Source organism: Kaistia geumhonensis, from assembly GCF_030815145.1.
GTDB lineage: Bacteria > Pseudomonadota > Alphaproteobacteria > Rhizobiales > Kaistiaceae > Kaistia > Kaistia geumhonensis.
The window spans coordinates 615831-635076 of sequence record NZ_JAUSWJ010000001.1 but is presented as its reverse complement, the minus strand read 5'-3'; the positions used below and the strand labels follow the sequence as shown (position 1 = coordinate 635076).

The window sequence follows — 19246 nt, the reverse complement described above, 5'->3', positions numbered from 1 at the left end:
TGTTGCTCGTTTTGGGCGAGCTTCCGCCTGGCGTCGACCACAGCTTCCAAAGTGGCCTGTGTGACACCGCAGCCACTTGCAAAATCTCGATAATGCTGAACAAATCATGTTGCGACGGGCAGGCGGATTTCGGGAGCAGGGAAATCCGCGGCCAGTCGGCGTGGGTGATTGAACGGTCGGCTTGGCGGCGATCTGTGGATCGACGACGAGCGGACCTCCGGTTCGTCGCGTGGGAATGTCTGGAGCTGCGAGGGGCGGCTTCAGATCAGGTCGGGCAATACTGCTCGCCGTGACTCGGGACGGAAGTCGGAATGCCAGCCGCATTAAGGCCTTATCCAGCTCATAGTCTTTGCGCTCCGGCGCGGGGTGTCTGCCTCGAGAACGGGCACGACTCCACTTCGGAAGCCGAAAAAAGGCGCTTGCCCGCTCGTGGAGCTGGGGTTACAAAACGTCCATGCTGCTCTGCACCGAAAATGGTGCATCGCAAAATCGGGCGATCCGCGGGGACTACCGATGTATTTTGACGATTCCGCTCAGGCGCTTGCTCAGGACGTACCGGCCGTTGGTCTCTTCCGCGGCGCGGAAAATATCGCTGATCAGGAGGCGGTGCCCAGCGCAAGGCTGGCCAAGAAGGCGGCCGATATCAATGCCTCCACCTTCAAGAGGCTGCTGGACATCGTTGGTGCTGCCGGCCTTCTCCTCGTGCTGGCCCCGGTGCTGGTCATGATCGCGATCGCGGTCAAACTGGAAAGCAAGGGGCCGGTGCTTTTCCGGCAGAAGCGCTACGGCGTCGGTCGGGAGATTTTCACTCTCCTGAAGTTCCGGTCGATGTCCGTGATGGAGACGCACGGCGCCTTCAAGCAGGTTTCGGCTGGCGACAACCGCATTACGCGCGTCGGCGCCTTCCTGCGTCGCACCAGCCTCGACGAACTCCCGCAGCTCTTCAATGTGCTGAAGGGCGACATGTCTCTGGTCGGGCCGCGTCCGCATGCGGTGCCGATGGACGACACCTTCGGACGCATCCTGCCGAACTATGCCGACCGGCACCTCGTTCGCCCCGGCCTCACGGGCCTCGCGCAGATCGAGGGTCATCGCGGACCGACGGATGCGATGAACAAGATCCAGATGCGCCTGCGGTGTGACCGCGCCTATATCCGCAAGTGGACGCCGCTCTACGACGTCAAGATCCTTCTGCTGACGCCGACGTCTCTGCTGCACGCAAACGCCTTCTGAGGCGTCGTCGCCGAGAGGCGTTCATCCCTGTTGCATCGATCGGGCCGCCGCGCTTTCCAGCCGGCGGCCTGTTTTGTGATACGCAGCCCGGATTCGCGAGCCTGTGCATGTTTCCTTCGTAATCCCGGCGGTATAAACGGCTCCGCCACCAACAGGCGGGGAATCGCTCGCCCGGAGCGTGGAGTTCACGTATCGTGCCGGAATGCCGGAATGCCGGGTGTCGGCCGCGGGTCCGGGCTGTGGAGTGTGGGGGCGGAATGATCGTTGCGGGAAGAACTGTATCGGGTCCCGGCCGCGCGGCGCTTGCCGGCGCCGCTGGCGTCGCCCTCCTGGCCCTGGTCGGCTGCAACGACAAGAACGCCTATGTGCCGCCGCCGCCCACGAAGGTCACGGTGGCCAAGCCGGTGCAACAGCCGGTTACGCTCTACATGGAGCTGACGGGCAATACCGAAGCGGTCAATCAGGTCGATCTCGAGGCCCGCGTGCAGGGCTTCCTGACCGGTATCAAATATACCGACGGCCAGGCGGTAAAGGCGGGCGACCTTCTGTTCACGATCCAGAAGGACACCTATCAGGCGCAGCTCGACCAGGCGCAGGGCGCGCTTGCCTCGGCCAAGGCGGCCCAGGAAAACAAGCAACTCGAGTTCAACCGCCAGAATACGCTCGTACAGCAGCAGGTCACTTCGGTCGCGAAGGCCGACGACGCCAAGGCGCAGCTTGATCAGGCGATCGCGGCGACGCAGCAGGCCCAGGCCGACGTCGAGGTGGCGCAGATCAATCTCGGCTACACCAGCGTCACCGCGCCCTTCGACGGCATCGTCACGAACCACCTGCAGGATGTGGGTGCGCTGGTTGGATATACCGGCCCGACCAAGCTCGCGACCATCGTGCAGATCCACCCGATCTATACCTATTTCACCGTCAACGAGCGTCAGGTGCTTCTCATCAAGGAGGCGCTGGCCAAACAGGGCCGAACGCTCCGCGACGTGCACGATTTCCCTGTCGAGATCGGCCTCACCGTCGACAGCGATTATCCCTACAAGGGCGTGATCGACTACATCGCGCCTGCCGTCGACCAGAATACCGGCACGCTGACGGCGCGCGGCGTTTTCGACAACGCGAACTCGGCGCTTCTCCCTGGCCTGTTCGCCAGGGTCCGCGTGCCGCTGCAGCAGCAGCCGGATGCCATTCTCGTCAACGATACGGCGATCGCTTCCAGCCAGGCTGGCAGCTACGTCCTCGTGGTGAATTCAGAGAAGAAGGTCGAGCAGCGTCTCGTGAAGACGGGCCAGCTCGAAGGGCAGCTGCGCGTGATTACCGAGGGCCTCACCAAGGATGATCAGGTGATCATCGGCGGCGGCATGCGCGCCGTGCCGGGCAATGTCGTCGATGTGCAGGACGGCCAGATGGCCGCCGCGCCGCCTCCGGACCTTACGCCGACTTCCGCGGCGAAGCCGGCTGCGGCGGACGCGAAGAGCCCTGCGCCGGCGGCTTCCGCCCCGGCCGCGGCGCCGGCTGCGATCGCAAATCCCTGAGGCGAGGCCGACATCGACGTTCGGCGACCAATGGACGGACCGAGGGGGCGGCGCCCATGATTTCCAAGTTCTTCATCGAGCGGCCCGTTCTCTCGAACGTGCTGGCGCTCGTCATCGTGCTGATCGGCGCAGTCGCCGTGTTCACGCTGCCGATCGCGCAATATCCCAACGTTGTGCCCCCGACGGTCGTCGTGACGACGACCTATCCCGGCGCGAGCGCTCGCACGATCATGGATACCGTCGCCCTGCCCATCGAGGAGCAGGTGAACGGCGTCCAGGGCATGATCTACATGCAGTCGACGAGCGCGAGCGACGGCACCTACAACCTCACCGTCACGTTCGACATCGGCACGGACCCGGACCAGGCGCAGGTTCTGGTTCAGAACCGTGTCGCGATCGCGCTCGCCTCGCTTCCAGAATCCGTCCAGGTTCAGGGCGTGAACGTGCAGAAGAAGTCGACGGCCGTCCTGCAGTTCATCACGCTCTTCTCGCCCGACAATACCTATGACGGGCTCTATCTTTCCAACTACGGCGTCATCAACATCCAGAACGAGCTGGCGCGCATTCCCGGCGTCGGCAATGTCATCGTCAACGGCGCCGGTCCCTATGCCATGCGCATCTGGATGGACCCGGACAAGCTTCAGGCCTTCGGCCTGACGCCGACGGATGTCGTCGACGCGATCCGCAAACAGAGCCAGGAAGTCACCGCCGGCATGACCGGCATGCCGCCAGCGCCGAAGGGCCTCAATTTCCAGTACACGGTGAACGTCAACGGCCGCTTCAACGACGCGCCGGACTTCGAGAATATCATCGTCAAGGTCAACAACACCAATGGCGGCCAGATCGTCCGCGTCCGTGACATCGGACGTGTCGAGCTGGGCTCGCAGAGCTACAGCCATACCTCGACCTTCAACAACGCTCCGACCGCCGCGATCGGCATCTTCCAGCTGCCGGAGGCCAATGCGCTCGGCGTCGCCGAGGCGGTGAGGGCGAAGATGGAAGAACTCTCGAAGGCCTTCCCGCCCGGCCTCCAATACGAGATTCCGTTCGATACCACCCGCTTCGTCTCGGCCTCGATTGACGAGGTCTACAAGACGCTGATCGAGGCGGCGATCCTCGTCCTGATCGTTATTCTCGTCTTCCTGCAGGATTGGCGCGCCGTGCTTGTGCCGGCGACGACCGTGCCGGTGACCATCATCGGCGCCTTCGCGGCGATGGCGGCGCTCGGATTCAGTGTCAACACGGCGACGCTGTTCGCCATCGTGCTGGCCATCGGCATCGTGGTCGACGACGCGATCGTCATCGTCGAAGGCGTGTCACGACATATCGAGGAGGGGAAAAGCGGACACGACGCGGCCATCAAGGCGATGGACGAGCTGTTCGGGCCGATCATCGGAATCACGCTCGTGCTGATGGCTGTGTTCCTGCCGTCGTCCTTCCTGCCGGGCTTGACCGGGCAGATGTACAAGCAGTTCGCGCTCGTCATCGCGGCGACAGCGTTCATCTCGGCCATCAACGCGGCGACGCTCAAGCCGACCCAGTGCGCGCTCTGGCTGCGGGCGCCGACGCCTCGTGAAAAGCGCAACATCTTCTTCCGCGGCTTCAACCGGGTCTTCGACTGGTGCGAGCAGAGATATGTCGGCCTGATCCGGCATATGGTGAAGGTGTCCTATCTCATGGTCCTCGCCGCGCTCATCCTCGTAGGCACGGCCTTCTGGGGCATGTCGCGTATTCCGACCGCCTTCCTCCCGATCGAGGACCAGGGCTATGTCGTGATCGCCGTCCAGCTGCCGGAAGGCGCATCGCTCCAGCGGACCGACGCGGTGATGAAGCAGGTCTCGGCCGAAGCCAAGGCGACGCCGGGCGTCGAGAACGTCATCGCCATCAGCGGCGTCTCGGTTCTCGACAACAGCGCGACGCTGTTCAATTCGGCAGTGCTCTATGTCGTGCTCAAGGACTGGTCGGTGCGAGGGCCGGACGAGAGCCTCAAGGTCATCTACGAGAAGCTCACGGAGCAACTGAGCGGGCTTCAGGAAGCCACCGGCTATGTGCTGGTGCCGCCGCCCATCCAGGGCATCGGCAATACCGGCGGCTTCACGATGGAAGTCCTCGTCAAGAACGGCAGCTCGGACTTCCACCAGCTCCAGGCGGCCGTCACCGCGCTCGAGCAGCGGGCGGCGACGCAGACCGGGCTTCAGCGCGTCAATTCGAGCTTCAGCGCCACCACGCCGCAGCTGACGCTGAAGGTGAACCGCATTCTCGCGGAGACGCTCGGCGTCACGGTGGGACAGGTGTTCTCCACCATCGAGGCCTATCTCGGCTCGACCTATGTCAACCAGTTCACCAAGTTCAACAACGTCTTCCAGGTCTATGTTCAGGCCGCGCCCGAGAGCCGCGTCTCGCCGCAGGACGTGATGAACCTGAAGGTCCAGACCAAGACGGGCGAGATGGTGCCGCTCGGCACGCTCGTCTCGTTCGAGGACACCGACGGCCCGCCGCTGATCACGCTCTACAATCTCTATCCGGCGGCGACGCTGGCGGGCGGCGCGGCGCCGGGCTTCTCGTCCGGGCAGGCCATGAGCCTCATGGAGCAGATCGCCGAGGAAACCCTGCCGCCCGGGTACGGCATCGACTGGACCGCGATGTCGTATCAGGAGAAGATCGTCGGCAACGATCTCTACTTCGCCTTTGGCCTCGCCATCGTGCTCGTCTATTTCGTGCTGGCGGGCCAGTATGAGAGCTGGCTGCTGCCCTTCGCAGTGCTGCTAGCGGTGCCGCTGGCGCTGCTCGGCACGGTGATCGCGCTGACGGCGGTGGGAGCGGCCAACAACCTCTACACGCAGATCGGCATCATCTTGCTGATAGCCCTGGCGGCGAAGAACGCGATCCTGATCGTCGAATATGCCCGCGACCAGCGAAACGAGGGCATGGAGATCGTTGAAGCCGCGGTGCAGGCGGCGAGGCTCCGCTTCCGGCCGATCCTGATGACGTCCTTCGCCTTCATCCTGGGCGTCATGCCGCTCGTCTTCGCAACGGGCGCCGGAGCTGCCTCGCGCCGCTCGATCGGCATCTCGGTGGTCAGCGGCATGCTCGCCTCGACCTGTCTTGCCGTCCTGTTCGTGCCGTCCTTCTATGTGGTGATCCAGCGGCTCGCCGAACGCGGCAAGAAGGGGAAGCCGGCGGCCCTGCCGCCGCAGGAACCGATCGCGGCAGCGGAATGACGCAGTACGGCGGGGTAACGGGATACGGGGAGGATCGCGTGATGTGTCGTGACGAAATCTGGCGCGCCGGGCCTATGGCGCCTGTGCGGGTCTTTGCCGGCTCGGCATTGCTCTTGGTCGCGCTGCTGGCGTCCGCGCCCGCCATCGCGCAGTCGACCAACCAGCAGATCGAGACAATGGAGCAGAAGCTCGATTCGAACGCGACCATCGACATGGGCGCACTCGGCTTCCAGGACGATCTCGCGAAGCTCGAACAGTGCCAGTCGGGCTGCAAGCCGCTCATCGAGCAGATGATGGCGAAGTATCGCACCGATCCGAAGTTCGGCGGCGATCCGAAGCTCGGCGCCTCCGACGCCACCCAGCTCGCGGCGGCTCTCGCAAACGCAGCGGCCACGCTGCCGAAGGCGGAGGCGACCGCGATCGGCGAGCAGGTGACCACCTCGCTCGGCGCGGATGCCGGTGCTGCCTTCAGCTCCGCCTATGCCGCGACGACGGCGCCCTACAATCCTCAGTGAACGCGGCCGCCCGCCTCGGGCGGGCGCTTGCAATGGCCTGCATGTCCTGATCCGATAGGCGGGTCAGAGACATGCAGGGATTCCATGGCATTCGATCTCATCGTCCGGAACGCGACGCTTCCCGATAGTCGTCCGGGGCTCGATATCGCGGTCGAGGGCGACCGCATCGCCGCGATCGCGCCGTCGATCGAGGCGGAGGCAGGCCGCATCATCGATGCGCAGGGCTATCTGGTCGCTCCGCCTTTCGTCGACTGCCACTTCCACATGGACGCGACGCTGTCGCTCGGCCTGCCGCGGATGAACCAGTCGGGCACGCTGCTCGAGGGCATTGCTCTTTGGGGCGAACTGAAGCCCCTTTTGACACATGAGGCTGTGATCGAGCGGGCGCTGCGCTATTGCGACCTCGCAGTCTCGCAGGGCCTTCTAGCGGTGCGTAGCCATGTCGATGTCTGCGACGATCGGTTGCTTGCGGTCGAGGCGCTGGTCGAGGTGCGCGAGAAGGTGAAGCCCTATGTCGACCTGCAGCTCGTCGCTTTCCCGCAGGACGGCTACTACCGATCGCCCACCGCCGCGAAGAATCTCGAGCGGGCGCTCGATATGGGGGTGGACGTGGTCGGCGGCATCCCGCACTTCGAGCGCACCATGGCGGATGGTGCGGCGTCAGTGCGAGCGCTCTGTGAGATCGCGGCTGAACGCGGCCTGATGGTCGATCTTCACTGCGACGAGAGCGACGACCCGATGTCGCGCCATATCGAGACTCTGGCGGCGGAGACGCAGCGGCTCGGCCTTCACGGGCGCGTAGCCGGATCGCACCTGACCTCGATGCATTCGATGGACAACTATTACGTCTCGAAGCTGCTGCCGCTGATGCAGGAGGCGGGCGTCGCGGCGATCGCCAATCCGCTCATCAACATCACGTTGCAGGGCCGTCACGACACCTATCCGCGCCGCCGTGGTCTGACGCGTATCCCCGAGATGCGCGCGCTGGGCATTCCGGTCGCGCTCGGGCAGGACTGCTGCATGGATCCCTGGTATGGGCTCGGCCAGGCGGACATGCTCGATGTCGCCAACATGGCCGTCCATGCCGTGCCGATGACCAGTCGCGAGGCGATCCGCTGGTCTTTCGACGCCGTCACTACAGTGCCGGCGCGCATCCTAGGGCTTGAGAATTACGGCCTCGCCCCGGGTCGCAATGCCGATTTCGTGCTCCTCCAGGCCTCCGATCCGATCGAGGCGGTTCGCATGCGCGCTGCCCGGCTGGCGGTTGTTCGCCGGGGCAAGGTCATCGCGGAGGCGCCGCCGCGGTTGACGCGGCTCGACATCGCCGGGCGACCGTCGACGCTCGATCCTGCATCCTATCGGCCTCATGCGCCGCACTGAGGGAACCCGCCGCGCCGGAGCAGGGTTGCCCGGCTGGGAAGGTGCTTGAAAATGGGTCGATTCCGGATTCTCTCCTACAATGTCCATGCCTGCATCGGCATAGACAAGCTCCACGCTCCGGACCGGGTCGCGCATGTCATTGCGGCCTGCAAGCCGGACATCGTCGCCTTGCAGGAGATCGACGTCGGACGGGCGCGCTCGGGCGGCATCGATCAGGCGCATACGCTGGCGCAGCTTCTCGGCATGAAGGCGCATTTCAACCCGTCGACACAGAATGGTCACGAGCACTATGGCGATGCGATTTTGACCGCATTGCCGATCCGGCGCATCAGGACCGGCCGCCTGCCGGGCTTTCATGACCGTATCAAGGTCGAGCCGCGCGGCGCCCTCTGGGCGTCGGTCGATGTCGGCGGGGCCGAGGTGCAGATCGTGAACACGCATCTCGGCGTCTGGCCGCATGAACAGATGCTTCAGTTGACGACCCTGCTCGGGCCCGAATGGCTCGGTCATCCGGAATGCCGCGATCCGGTGGTCTTTGTCGGCGATTTCAACGCTCCGCCGGGACTCATGCCCTATCGTCGCCTGGCGTCGGAGTTTACCGATGTGCAGAAGGAGTGGGGTGCGCGGAAGGCGAAGCCGACCTTCCCCGGCCGCATGCCGACGCTGCGCATCGACCATGTCTGGCTGCGCGGCAAGGCGCATATCGAAAATGTCGAAGTGGTTCGGACGCCGCTTTCCCGCGTCGCCTCCGACCATCTGCCGATCGTCGTCGACATCGACGTGGCATCAGCCGAAGCGCGCCATCATGGCGGCCACAAGAAGCGCGGCCGCTGACGATCGCGGCAGCGCGGGTTGGCGAAAACGGCGGCGCGCGCTTTCACGCGCCGCGGGTAAACCAGCTGATCAGCCGGGCACGGACGGGCAGGGAACGCAACTTCCGCTCGGGTGCACGGCGAAGCGGGGGCTGGGGCAGTGGCGCGTTGTTGAACCGGCTCAGATCCGCCATCAGCTGCTCATAGCGGCCGAGGCCGGAACTGTTCATGTGGCAAAGCATGAGTGCGCCGGCGGCGAAGCTCGATCCGAGCCCGAGGTTGCGCGAACCCTTGGGCGAACCCTTGGCGGCATTTCCAGTCGTGCGATCCATGATCTCCCTCCCGGCGTACGACGCTCGTCGTCCAACGCTCCGATGCAGGATTCGTTCCAGGCGATGCGATGCGGGTGGCCAGTTATCAATACGCCCGCTCCCGTCAAAAGTGAATGCTTTATTAACAGGAACCAGCTTCGCCTCTTTTTTACTCAAATCATGGCAAGATGACGACGCGGCATCTCGCCCCTTTCGCTTCGGCGTCGGCATGAGGCGGGCGGACGATGAGGCATTCGGCCCGGTGGAAGGCGGAGAGCATCGCGCTATCCTGCCGTTCCAGCGGCGTGGCGACGCGGCCGCCGTCGTCGTCGATGGTGAGCCGCGCGCGGATGTAGTCCTGCCGGACATCGTTGGCGCGCACCTGGCTGCCGAGCCGGGCTCCGACGGTGGGATCGACAAACGGCATTCCGAGAAGAGCTTCGACAAGCGGCCGCAGGAACAGCAGGGCGCAGACGAGGCTCGAAACCGGATTGCCCGGGAGACTGAGAACGCGGGTCGCCTTCAGCCGCCCGAAAAGCAGCGGCTTGCCCGGCCGCATGGCGATGCGCCAGAAATCGAGCGTCATCCCGCGATCTTGAAGCACGTCACGCACGAGATCGTGATCGCCGACCGAGGCGCCGCCGATCGTGACCAGCACATCGGCGCCCATCGCGGCATCGATGGCCGCGGCCAGCGCGGCGCGATCGTCGCGGACGATGCCGAGATCGCGGACCAATCCGCCGAGGCTTTCGACGAGTGCTCCGATGCCGTATCCGTTGGACGCCACGATCCCCGACCCGCCGTCGCCGGAGCCGGGAGGGACCAGCTCGTCCCCCGTGGCGATGATCGCGACGACCGGCTTGCGGCGAACGGGGACCTTGGCGTGATCCAGCGCCGCGGCGAGGGCAAGCTGGCGCATGCCCAGGCGGATGCCCGGCTCGATCACGCGATCGCCGGCGCAGAAATCGAGACCACGCCGCCGGATATGCTGTCCCGGTCGGACGGCCTCTCGCGCTTCGATCCGGCCATCGGGAAGGACAGCGGCGTCTTCCTGCAGCAGAATGGCGTCGGCGCCATCCGGGACACCGGCGCCAGTGAAGATGCGCACCGCCTCGCCGGGGCCGACCAGGCCTGCGAAGGCATGTCCGGCCGGAGCGGAGCCGATGACGCGGAGCGTCGCGGGGAGGGCTGTGGAAGCTATGTCGGCGGCGCGCAGCGCATAGCCGTCCATGGCCGAAACGTCGTGCGGCGGCTGAGTCCTGAGCGCATGGAGCGGCTCGGCCAACACGCGCCCGACTGCCGCGGCGAGCGGAACCTCTTCGGCGGCCAAAGGCTCCACGCCGTCGAGAACCCGGCGGATCGCTTCCTCGACCGGGAGCAGCGGCTTCACGGCTCTGCCTTCCAGTGGCCGGACCGTCCACCCTGCTTCTCGACCAGACGGATCGGGCCGATCGTCATGCCGCGGTCGACCGCCTTGGCCATGTCGTAGATCGTGAGGCAGGCGACCGAAACGGCGGTGAGCGCCTCCATCTCGACGCCGGTCCGGTCCGCCACCTTGGTCGTCGCCCGCACGACGAGCCCCGGCAGGTCCTCGTCGGCCTCGATGTCGATCGCGACCTTGGCCAGCATGATCGGATGGCAGAGCGGCACGAGTTCATGCGTCTTCTTGGCGGCCATGATCCCGGCGATCCGGGCCGTGGCGATGACATCGCCCTTGGCGGTCATGCCGCGCATGATGAGCCGCAGCGTCTCGGCCTCCATGCGCACGGCGCCTTCGGCGATGGCGGTGCGATGGGTGACGGGCTTGTCCGACACGTCGACCATCTGGGCAGCGCCGGTCTCGTCGAGATGGGTGAGCCTGGTCATCGAACGATCTCCTTGCGCATGAAGACGCGACGTTCGACGGGAACGCCGGCCGCCTGCTCCGCCCCGCGCAGCAGATGAAAGGCCGGGCCCCAGTCGCCCTGCTCGACCGGCGTGAAACCGCGCCGCGCATAGAAGGGCGCGTTGAAGGGGACATCGGCGAAGGTGGACAGGGTAACGGCGGGGAGATTGCGCCGTCCGGCCTCGATGCCGAGTGCCGCGAGCAGCGCGCCACCGGCGCCGCGACCATGATGGGCAGTCGCCACCGACAGTTCGTAGAGATGCAGGCCGTCGTCCAGCACACCGGCCAGCGCGAAGCCGATGAGCGTCCCATCCGCTTCTGCGCCGAGGGCGACACCCTTCGCGGCTATGGCGCGGATGAACGCCTCCGACGACACGTCGCCTTCTGCGATCGAATCCAGGCCGACCTCTCGAAACCGCGCGGCGGCGTCGCGCTCGATCGCCGGGACCAGCGCCACATCGTCCGGCCGGAGGGCACGGATCGTGACTGCCATGGTCACGCGACCGGGGTCAGGAGGGTGCGGGTCGCCTCCGCCACGTCCTGCTGGCGCATCAGGCTTTCGCCGACGAGATAGGTGTCGATGCCCGCTGCCTTGAGACGCGCGACATCCGCGGGGGTGAAGATCGCGCTTTCGCCGACGATCACGCGGTCCTTGGGAATGCGGGGGGCAAGCCGCTCCGAGGTCTCCAGCGTCGTCTCGAAGGTGCGGAGGTTGCGGTTGTTGATGCCGATGAGTGGCGAGCGCAGCTGGAGCGCGCGGTCGAGCTCCTCGTCGTCATGCACCTCGACCAGCACGTCGAGCCCGTTGGCGATCGCCGCGTCCTCGATCTCGCGGGCCATCGCATCGGGAAGGGCCGCCATGATGATCAGGATGCAGTCGGCGCCCCAGACCTTCGATTCGAACACCTGGTAGGGCTCGTAGATGAAATCCTTGCGCAGCGCCGGCAGATCGACCGCCTCGCGCGCCGCCGCGAGATATTCCGGCGCCCCCTGGAACCACGGCCCGTCGGTCAGCACCGAGAGACAGGCCGCGCCGCCTTCGGCATAGGCCCTGGCCAGTGCCGGCGGGTCAAAGTCGGGCCGTATCAACCCCTTGGACGGGCTAGCCTTCTTGATCTCGGCGATGAGCGCCGGCCTGCCCTCGGCATGCTTGCGCCGGATGGCATCGGCGAAGCCGCGCGAAGGCGGCGCATCCAGCGCGCGCGCCTCCATCTCGGTGGGGCGAATTCGCTCCTTGGCGAGCTCGATCTCGTCGCGCTTCGTCGCCTCGATCTTCTTCAGGATGTCGGTCATCGGTTCAGCCTGTTGTGACGGCGACGAGCTTGTCGAGACGGGCCAGGGCAGCGCCGGTGTCGATCGACTGCGCGGCGCGCGCGACGCCTTCCGCGATCGTCGCCGCCTTGCCGGCGACGACGAGGGTCGCGCCAGCGTTGAGCAGAACCGTGTCGCGATAGGCGCCCGACGCTCCGCCGAGCAGGGCGCGCAGCGCCGCGGCGTTGTGGGCGGCGTCGCTGCCGCGGATGGCTTCGGCCGGCGAGACGGGCAGGCCGACCTCTTCCGGCGTGATGACGAAGGTCTCGACAGTGCCATTGTCGAGCGCCGCGACTCGGGTCGGCCCCGTCGAGGTGATCTCGTCGACGCCGCCGGCGCCGTGCACGATCCACGCCCGTTCCGAGCCGAGCGCGGCGAGGACCAAGGCGAGTGGCTCCAGCCATTCGGCCGCGAAGACGCCGACCAGCTGGCGGCGGACGCCGGCCGGATTGGAGAGCGGGCCCAGAAGGTTGAAGATCGTGCGCGTGCCGAGTTCGACGCGGGCCGGTCCGACATGCTTCATCGCAGCGTGGTGGGCCGGAGCGAACATGAAGCCGATCCCGGCCTCGCGGATCGCCGCCGAGATGACGGCGGGCGGCACATCGACATTGACACCGAGCGCCATCAACACATCGGCGGCGCCGGATTTCGAGGAGAGGGCGCGGTTGCCGTGCTTGGCGACGGGCACACCGGCGCCAGCCACCACGAAGGCCGAGGCGGTCGAGATGTTCAGCGTGTGCGAGCCGTCGCCGCCTGTCCCGACGACATCGACCGCATCCGCCGGCGCCTCGACCGTCAGCATCTTCGAGCGCATGGTCGCGACAGCACCGGCGATCTCGTCGACGGTCTCGCCGCGGACGCGCAGCGCCATCAGGAAGCCGCCGATCTGCGCCGGCGTCGCGTTGCCCGACATGATGATGTCGAATGCCGCTTCGGCCTCTGCGCGGGTGAGCGCCTGTCCGGCGGCCACCTTCGCGATGTGAACCTTGAACTCGCTCATGGCGTCAGGCCACCGACCGCGCCTGGCGATGACGGGCGTTCCAGTCGCGCGCGAGGTCGATGAAGTTCTTGAGCATGCGGTGGCCATGCTCCGAGGCGATGCTCTCGGGATGGAACTGCACCCCGTGCATCGGCAGCGTCTTGTGCATGGCACCCATCACGACCCCGTCGTCCGACTCGGCCGTGATTTCCAGCACCTCGGGCATCGTCTCGCGGCGAACCTGCAGCGAATGGTAGCGCGTCGCCTGGAACGGGCCGTTGATGCCCCGAAAGACGCTGCGGCCGGTGTGGCGGATGGTCGAGATCTTGCCGTGCATCTGGCTCGGCGCCCGCACGACGTCGCCGCCCATCGCCTGGCCGATGGCCTGATGGCCGAGGCATACACCGAAGATCGGGATCGTGTCGCCCACCTGCTCGATGAGATCGAGGCAGATGCCCGCCTCGTTCGGGGTGCAGGGCCCCGGCGAGAGAACGATTCCCTCGGGGTCGAGCGCCACCACCTCGTCGACGGTGATCTTGTCGTTGCGGCGAACCATGAGATCGGCGCCGAGCTCGCCGAGGTAATGGACGAGATTGTAGGTGAAGCTGTCGTAGTTATCGATGACGAGAAAGGACATGGCCGCTTCTCCCTACTGCCCGCGTCCGGCCTGCGAAGCGAACTTTACCGCTTCCTCGGCGGCGCGGAACAGGGCCCGCGCCTTGGCGATGCATTCCTGGTGCTCGCTCTCCGGCACCGAGTCGGCAACGATGCCGGCTCCGGCCTGCGCATACATGCGCCCATCCTTCACGATGGACGTGCGCAACACGATACACGTGTCCATGGCGCCGTCGGCGGAGAAATAGCCGACGCAGCCCGCATAGATTCCGCGCTTCTCCAGCTCCAGCTCGTCGATGATCTCCATCGCGCGCACCTTCGGCGCGCCGGAGACGGTGCCGGCCGGGAAGCCCGCGGCGAGCGCGTCCAGCATGTCGTTCGGCGCGGCGAGCCGTCCGACGACGTTGGAGACGATGTGCATGACCTGGCTGTAATATTCCAGGAAGAACTTGTCGGTGACCTTCACCGAGCCGATCTCGGCGACGCGGCCGACATCGTTGCGCCCGAGATCGAGCAGCATCAGATGCTCGGCGAGTTCCTTGGGATCGGCGAGTAGCTCGGCGGCCAGCGCCTTGTCCTGCTCGCTGGTCGCCCCGCGACGTCGCGTGCCGGCGATCGGCCGGATCGTGACCTCGCCGTCGCGCACACGCACCAGGATTTCCGGGCTCGATCCGGCGACCGCGAAGCTGCCGAAATCGAGGAAGTAGAGGAAGGGCGAGGGGTTGGTGCGCCGAAGCGCCCGGTAGAGCGAGAAGGGCGGCAGTGTGAAAGGCGCCTCGAAGCGCTGCGACAGCACAACCTGGAAGATGTCGCCGGCCGCGATGTACTCCTTCGCCCGCGCCACGATCTCGAGATAGCGCTCATGCGGCGTGTTCGAGACGACGTCGATGTCGAGATCGACCTCAGCCGGCTCGAAGGCACGATGCAAGGGCCCTTCGAGCGTGTCCACGACCCCGGTCAGCCGCTCGACGGCTCGGGCATGGGCTTGCGCCGCGCTGACACCGGCAGCGGGGCGCACCGGCGTGACGACGGTGATCTCGTCCTTCACGGCATCGAAGATGACCATGACCGTCGGGCGCATCATGATCGCGTCCGGCAGGCCGAGCGCGTCCGGATTGGGCGGCCCCAGATCCTCCATCTGGCGGACCATGTCATAGCCGAGATAGCCGAAGATGCCGGCCGACATCGGCGGCAGCCCCTCGGGAAGGTCGATATGCGATTCCGCGATCAGGCGGCGCAGGACGTCGAGCGAACCGCCTTCGACAGGTTCGAAGGCCTCGCGACCCGGCGTGACGTCGCGGTCGATCTCGGCCTTGTCGGCACGGGCGCGGAAGAGCAGGTCCGGCTCGATGCCGATCATCGAATAACGGCCGCGGACGGCGCCGCCTTCGACCGATTCGAGCAGGAAGGTGTTGCTTCGCCCGGCGGAGAGCTTGAGCATGGCGGAGACGGGGGTCTCCAGATCCGCGACGAGGCGGGTCCAGACGACCTGCGCCTCGCCCGATTCATAGTTGCGCGCGATCGTCTCTGGCGACGGCTCGATCAGCATGATGTCAGTCCGGTATCGGCGGGCGAAAACCCGCATCTGTGGCGGTATCGGCTCAGCCGCGCGGGCCCTGATCGGGCATCGGTTCGCGGCGCAATGCCCGGCCTTAGCCGGGCAGGGCGGTCAACGCCATCGCCACCCAGCATGCCAGCGCGCGTCGCCCTGCCAGCGTGCATCGGCGTCGCCGCGGCGCGCGGTCCGGTCGGCCGGGACCACCGCAGCCGTCGCCATCCGCTGGGCGCGGACGGCTCGATTGGCAGGGCGGATACGCTCGGTCGACATCGGTTCCTTCGTCAGCTCGCGCCGATCACGCGCTGCAGCGCCTGCTGGTTGACCTTGGCGCCGAGCTCGTTCTGCAGCTCGCTGATATACTGCTGCAGAAGATCGTTCTGCATCGCATCGGCGAGCTGCCGGGTCAAGGAGACTTCCTTGGGGTCGTCCTTCACGAAGGGCGTCTCGGTCACGCTGTCGACCTGAAGCACGATCTGTTGGTCCGGATCGACGCCCGCAACGGCGGCGGCATAGCCCTTCGGGCCATCGAAGGCAGCCTTCAGGGCGTCGGTCGAGAAGTCGGCCGGCGGCTTGCTGCCGCGCGTCTGGTCGGCGTCCGTCTGGACGGTGAGCCCCAGCGACGCCGCGACGGCATCCATCGTCTCGCCCTTGGAGAGGCGGGCCGCAGTCTCCTTGGCCTTCTCCGCGAGTTTCGTCTCGATCGTCGCCTTCTTCCAGGCCGCCGCGACCTGGTCCTTCACGCTGTCGAGCGTACGGTCGGCGGCAGGATCAATAGCCGAGACGGCATACCAGATCGTCGAGTCGCCATCGGCGAGCGCCTGGTTGTCGATGCCGACATCGCTCTCGAACGCCGCCTTCAGCAACTGGTCCTTGGCCGGCAGATCGGCGACCGGCTTGCCGTCGCCGTCGTTCCCCGTTGCGTCGACATTGACGGTGCGGAGCGTCAGCTTGTTCTTGGTCGCGATCTCCTGGAGCGTCGCGCCGCCGGCCCGCGCATCCTCGATCGAATCGCGGACGCTGGAGAGATCCCTGCGCGCGGCCTCGAGGGCGAGGTTCGACTTGATCTCGGCCTTGACCTCGTCGAACGGCTTGACCGTCGACGGATTGACTTCCGGCACCCAGAGCAGAACCGGTCCGAAGCTGCCCACGATCACGTCGCTGGTGGCGCCGGGGGCAAGCGAGAACGCCGCCTCGGCCACCTTCGGATCGATCAGCTTGTCGCGCGTGATGGTGCCAAGATCCGTGTCCGCGAGCTGGCGGCCGGTGCTCTGCACCACGCTCTCGAAGCTTGCGCCACCCTTCAGCTTGGCGGACTGCTCGTCGGCCGTCGTCTGGTCAGAGAAGATCAGCTGGTAGACATGCCGCGTCTCGGGCGTCGTGTACTGCGCCTTGTCGGCGTCATAGGCCTTCTGCGCCGTCGCGTCGTCGATATCGGACGGACGGGCGACGTCGTCCGGAGACAGCGTCATGATCGCGATCTCGCGAAGCTCGGGACGTTTCCAGTCGGCTTTGTGGTCGTTGTAATAAGCCGTCAGCTGCTCGGCCGTCGGCTCGCCCACATCCGTGATCAGCGAGGCCGGCATCACGATGTAGCGGATGGTGCGCGCCTCTGACTGATAGATGTGCACCGCTTCGGCGAGCGTGGCGGGCAGCGTCGCGCCGCTCGAGATGCTGTCGGCGAGCTGCTTGCGCCGCTCGACGGCGCGGCGCTCCAGCACATAATCGTCCTCGTTGAGGCCGTTGGCGCGCAGCAGCTGGACGAAATAGGCGCGGTCGAACGTGCCGGCAGCGCCCTTGAAGGCCGGGTCCGCGGCAATCTCCTTGACGAGCGTTTCCTGAGAAACGCCGAGGCCGAGAGTCTCGGCCTGGTCGTCGAGCGCCGCCTCGGTGATGAGGCGAGACAGCACCCGGTTCGGCAGTCCGAAGGCCTTGGCCTGGTCCGGGGTGATCTGCGTGCCGACCTGCTGGCTGAGATTCTGGAGCTCCCGGCGATAGGCCCGGTCGAAATCGACGACCGAGATTTCGGTATTGCCGACCTGCGCGACCGTATTGGTGCCGATGCCGCTGAGCGCCCCCGCGACGCCCCAGACGCCGAAGGAGATGATCAGGATGCCGATCAGGATCTTCGCCACCGGACCGGAGGCGTGTTTACGCATGGAATCGAGCATCGGCATCCTCTGGTAGAGGCGGTTCGCGCTGGAGGCCGCCTTCGTCTTCGCCCCGATTTGGGGCGCGCGATCATAGAAAGGCGGTTTCGCCGGAGCAATAGCCGCAAAGGATGGCGCCCCTGCTCTTTCCGCGGGTGCTTCCTCTCTCGCCGGCGCTCCCCCCTTGACTTGCCGCCGCCCGCTGACCGCATACAGGGGAAAGCGACCGAACAGCGGAGGAAATCGCGAAATGTCGAGGCTGAGGCCGATCGTCGTCGGCAACTGGAAGATGAACGGCCTGAAGTCGTCTGTCGCCGAGTTTTCGCGCATCACCGAGGGCTACGACATCGGCCTTCGCGCGAAGACCGATCTCGCCATCTGCCCGCCCTTCACACTCCTGTCCACCTTTGCGGTGGTGGCGCTCGGCTCGCGCGTCCTGATCGGCGGCCAGGACTGCCATCGCAGCCCGAGCGGCGCCCACACCGGCGACGTGTCGGCGGAGATGATCGCGGACACCGGCGCCACGCATGTCATCGTGGGGCACTCCGAGCGGCGTGCCGACGACCTCGACACCAACGCCGTCGTCCATGCCAAGGCCCGCGCGGCACGTCGCGCTGGTCTCATCGCCATCCTCTGCATCGGCGAGAGCGAGGCGGAGCGTGATGGGGGCAAGACGCTCGAGGTTCTCGAAACGCAGCTGGCGGCCTCGGTTCCGGATGGGGCGACCGCCGACAACCTCATCATCGCCTATGAGCCGATCTGGGCCATCGGCAGCGGTCGCACGCCGACGCTGGACGAGATCGCCGAGGCGCATGCCCATATCCGCCATCAGCTTGTGCTGCGCTTCGGCGACGAGGGCGAGGACATGCGTATTCTCTATGGCGGCTCCGTGAAGCCCTCCAACGCCTCCGACATCCTCGCCGTCGAGAATGTCAACGGCGCGCTCGTGGGCGGCGCGAGCCTGCGCGCCGTCGATTTTCTCGGCATCGCGCACAGCTATCCCTGAGCGGCACCGGCAGGGTCCTGACGGGCCTTCGGAGGCGTCCCCTTGGTCATTGGCGGGACGCCACCCATATCAGGCGCGCCCGGGCACTGGCATCGCCCGGGTCGATCGTGTACAAGGCGCCGGTTTTCAGAAGCTTCCGATCAGAGTCATCGATGCAGACAGTCATCATCGTGATCCACCTGATGGTGGTCGTCGCGCTCGTCGCCGTTGTCCTCCTGCAGCGCTCCGAAGGCGGTGCGCTCGGCATCGGCGGCGGTGGCGGCTTCATGACCGCCCGTGGATCCGCCAACGTCCTGACGCGCACCACCGCCATCCTGGCCGCCGTGTTCTTCGTGACGTCCATCGCCCTGACGCTGATTACGCGCTATGGCGACCGGCCCGCATCGATCCTTGACCGGATCCAGAGCGAGTCGGCCCCTGCGACGACGCCGGCTTCCGGCGATGGGCAGGGCATTCTCAACCAGCTGCCGCCGCGCAGGTCGGACGGTGCAGCCGCGCCGGCTTCGGGCGATGCGGCGACGCCAGCTCCGGCGACCGGCGCCGCGCCCGCGGCGCCCGCCACGGGTTCGGCTCCGGCCACGGGCTCGGCTCCGGCGACCGGCGCCGCGCCCGCGGCGCCCGCCACGGGTTCGGCTCCGGCCACGGGCTCGGCTCCGGCCAGTACGCCCGCTCCGGCGGCTCCCGCCGCGCCGACGGTGCCCAGCACCAACTAGGCGCCCTAAAGACCAGGAATTCCGG

General features: G+C 66.4%; 17 protein-coding genes. 8 read left to right on the top strand and 9 right to left on the bottom strand.

Annotated features, from left to right (window positions below; all coding sequences use genetic code 11):
- The first annotated feature begins 429 nt into the window (after positions 1–429).
- The 6 genes from QO015_RS02975 (at position 430) to QO015_RS02950 (ending at position 8718) form a co-directional block, all read left to right on the top strand.
- A complete protein-coding gene (locus QO015_RS02975; RefSeq protein ID WP_266281558.1) occupies positions 430–1233 on the top strand; it encodes a sugar transferase in 804 nt (267 codons plus the stop codon).
- A gap of 257 nt (positions 1234–1490) precedes the next feature.
- Positions 1491–2768 (top strand): efflux RND transporter periplasmic adaptor subunit, encoded by a 1278-nt coding sequence (locus QO015_RS02970; protein ID WP_266281559.1) that lies wholly within the window; start codon positions 1491–1493, stop codon positions 2766–2768.
- A 56-nt stretch (positions 2769–2824) separates the two neighbouring features.
- Complete coding sequence (locus QO015_RS02965) at positions 2825–5989, top strand: efflux RND transporter permease subunit (RefSeq protein WP_266281560.1); 3165 nt, start codon at positions 2825–2827, stop codon at positions 5987–5989.
- A 41-nt stretch (positions 5990–6030) separates the two neighbouring features.
- On the top strand, positions 6031–6504 hold the full coding sequence (locus QO015_RS02960) for a hypothetical protein (protein WP_266281561.1): 474 nt from the start codon (positions 6031–6033) through the stop codon (positions 6502–6504).
- Between the two features lie 84 nt (positions 6505–6588).
- Positions 6589–7884, top strand: coding sequence for an amidohydrolase family protein (locus tag QO015_RS02955; RefSeq protein WP_266281562.1), 1296 nt, complete (start codon positions 6589–6591; stop codon positions 7882–7884).
- A gap of 51 nt (positions 7885–7935) precedes the next feature.
- Complete coding sequence (locus QO015_RS02950) at positions 7936–8718, top strand: endonuclease/exonuclease/phosphatase family protein (RefSeq protein ID WP_266281563.1); 783 nt, start codon at positions 7936–7938, stop codon at positions 8716–8718.
- A 43-nt stretch (positions 8719–8761) separates the two neighbouring features.
- Here QO015_RS02950 and QO015_RS02945 read toward each other — a convergent pair whose 3' ends face one another.
- The 9 genes from QO015_RS02945 to QO015_RS02905 form a co-directional block, all read right to left on the bottom strand.
- Positions 8762–9028 (bottom strand): hypothetical protein, encoded by a 267-nt coding sequence (locus QO015_RS02945; RefSeq protein WP_266281564.1) that lies wholly within the window; start codon positions 9026–9028, stop codon positions 8762–8764.
- Between the two features lie 157 nt (positions 9029–9185).
- Positions 9186–10397, bottom strand: a complete 1212-nt coding sequence (locus tag QO015_RS02940; protein ID WP_266281566.1) for a molybdopterin molybdotransferase MoeA — start codon at positions 10395–10397, stop codon at positions 9186–9188.
- Positions 10394–10873 (bottom strand): cyclic pyranopterin monophosphate synthase MoaC, encoded by a 480-nt coding sequence (gene moaC / locus QO015_RS02935; RefSeq protein WP_266281568.1) that lies wholly within the window; start codon positions 10871–10873, stop codon positions 10394–10396. Before moaC ends, QO015_RS02940 begins: the two co-directional genes overlap by 4 nt.
- Positions 10870–11385: a GNAT family N-acetyltransferase gene (locus QO015_RS02930; RefSeq protein ID WP_266281570.1), complete on the bottom strand. Its 516-nt coding sequence runs from the start codon at positions 11383–11385 to the stop codon at positions 10870–10872. The genes moaC and QO015_RS02930 overlap by 4 nt, the downstream gene beginning before the upstream one ends.
- Before the next feature lie 2 nt (positions 11386–11387).
- Entirely contained in the window at positions 11388–12185 is a 798-nt protein-coding gene (trpC, locus tag QO015_RS02925; protein ID WP_266281572.1) for an indole-3-glycerol phosphate synthase TrpC, read from the bottom strand.
- A gap of 4 nt (positions 12186–12189) precedes the next feature.
- Entirely contained in the window at positions 12190–13203 is a 1014-nt protein-coding gene (gene trpD, locus QO015_RS02920; RefSeq protein ID WP_266281573.1) for an anthranilate phosphoribosyltransferase, read from the bottom strand.
- Positions 13204–13207: 4 nt separating this feature from the next.
- Positions 13208–13819, bottom strand: a complete 612-nt coding sequence (locus QO015_RS02915; protein WP_266281574.1) for an anthranilate synthase component II — start codon at positions 13817–13819, stop codon at positions 13208–13210.
- A gap of 12 nt (positions 13820–13831) precedes the next feature.
- A complete protein-coding gene (gene trpE, locus QO015_RS02910; RefSeq protein ID WP_266281576.1) occupies positions 13832–15346 on the bottom strand; it encodes an anthranilate synthase component I in 1515 nt (504 codons plus the stop codon).
- A gap of 290 nt (positions 15347–15636) precedes the next feature.
- Positions 15637–17511, bottom strand: a complete 1875-nt coding sequence (locus QO015_RS02905) for a peptidylprolyl isomerase (protein ID WP_266281577.1) — start codon at positions 17509–17511, stop codon at positions 15637–15639.
- A gap of 241 nt (positions 17512–17752) precedes the next feature.
- On the opposite strand from QO015_RS02905, the gene tpiA reads away from it, so the two are divergent.
- Complete coding sequence (gene tpiA / locus QO015_RS02900; protein WP_266281578.1) at positions 17753–18508, top strand: triose-phosphate isomerase; 756 nt, start codon at positions 17753–17755, stop codon at positions 18506–18508.
- A 152-nt stretch (positions 18509–18660) separates the two neighbouring features.
- A complete protein-coding gene (gene secG, locus QO015_RS02895) occupies positions 18661–19221 on the top strand; it encodes a preprotein translocase subunit SecG (RefSeq protein WP_266281579.1) in 561 nt (186 codons plus the stop codon).
- Positions 19222–19246: the final 25 nt, after the last annotated feature.

Excerpts from the sequence above, each read along its gene's own strand:
- QO015_RS02915 (WP_266281574.1), bottom strand. The coding sequence starts at position 13,819 with ATGTCCTTTCTCGTCATCGATAACTACGACAGCTTCACCTACAATCTC.
- secG (WP_266281579.1), top strand. The coding sequence starts at position 18,661 with ATGCAGACAGTCATCATCGTGATCCACCTGATGGTGGTCGTCGCGCTC.
- QO015_RS02965 (WP_266281560.1), top strand. The coding sequence starts at position 2,825 with ATGATTTCCAAGTTCTTCATCGAGCGGCCCGTTCTCTCGAACGTGCTG.
- QO015_RS02950 (WP_266281563.1), top strand. The coding sequence starts at position 7,936 with ATGGGTCGATTCCGGATTCTCTCCTACAATGTCCATGCCTGCATCGGC.
- QO015_RS02970 (WP_266281559.1), top strand. The coding sequence starts at position 1,491 with ATGATCGTTGCGGGAAGAACTGTATCGGGTCCCGGCCGCGCGGCGCTT.
- QO015_RS02930 (WP_266281570.1), bottom strand. The coding sequence starts at position 11,385 with ATGGCAGTCACGATCCGTGCCCTCCGGCCGGACGATGTGGCGCTGGTC.
- QO015_RS02945 (WP_266281564.1), bottom strand. The coding sequence starts at position 9,028 with ATGGATCGCACGACTGGAAATGCCGCCAAGGGTTCGCCCAAGGGTTCG.
- trpC (WP_266281572.1), bottom strand. The coding sequence starts at position 12,185 with ATGACCGACATCCTGAAGAAGATCGAGGCGACGAAGCGCGACGAGATC.
- tpiA (WP_266281578.1), top strand. The coding sequence starts at position 17,753 with ATGTCGAGGCTGAGGCCGATCGTCGTCGGCAACTGGAAGATGAACGGC.
- QO015_RS02960 (WP_266281561.1), top strand. The coding sequence starts at position 6,031 with ATGTGTCGTGACGAAATCTGGCGCGCCGGGCCTATGGCGCCTGTGCGG.
- QO015_RS02905 (WP_266281577.1), bottom strand. The coding sequence starts at position 17,511 with ATGCGTAAACACGCCTCCGGTCCGGTGGCGAAGATCCTGATCGGCATC.
- trpD (WP_266281573.1), bottom strand. The coding sequence starts at position 13,203 with ATGAGCGAGTTCAAGGTTCACATCGCGAAGGTGGCCGCCGGACAGGCG.
- moaC (WP_266281568.1), bottom strand. The coding sequence starts at position 10,873 with ATGACCAGGCTCACCCATCTCGACGAGACCGGCGCTGCCCAGATGGTC.
- trpE (WP_266281576.1), bottom strand. The coding sequence starts at position 15,346 with ATGCTGATCGAGCCGTCGCCAGAGACGATCGCGCGCAACTATGAATCG.
- QO015_RS02955 (WP_266281562.1), top strand. The coding sequence starts at position 6,589 with ATGGCATTCGATCTCATCGTCCGGAACGCGACGCTTCCCGATAGTCGT.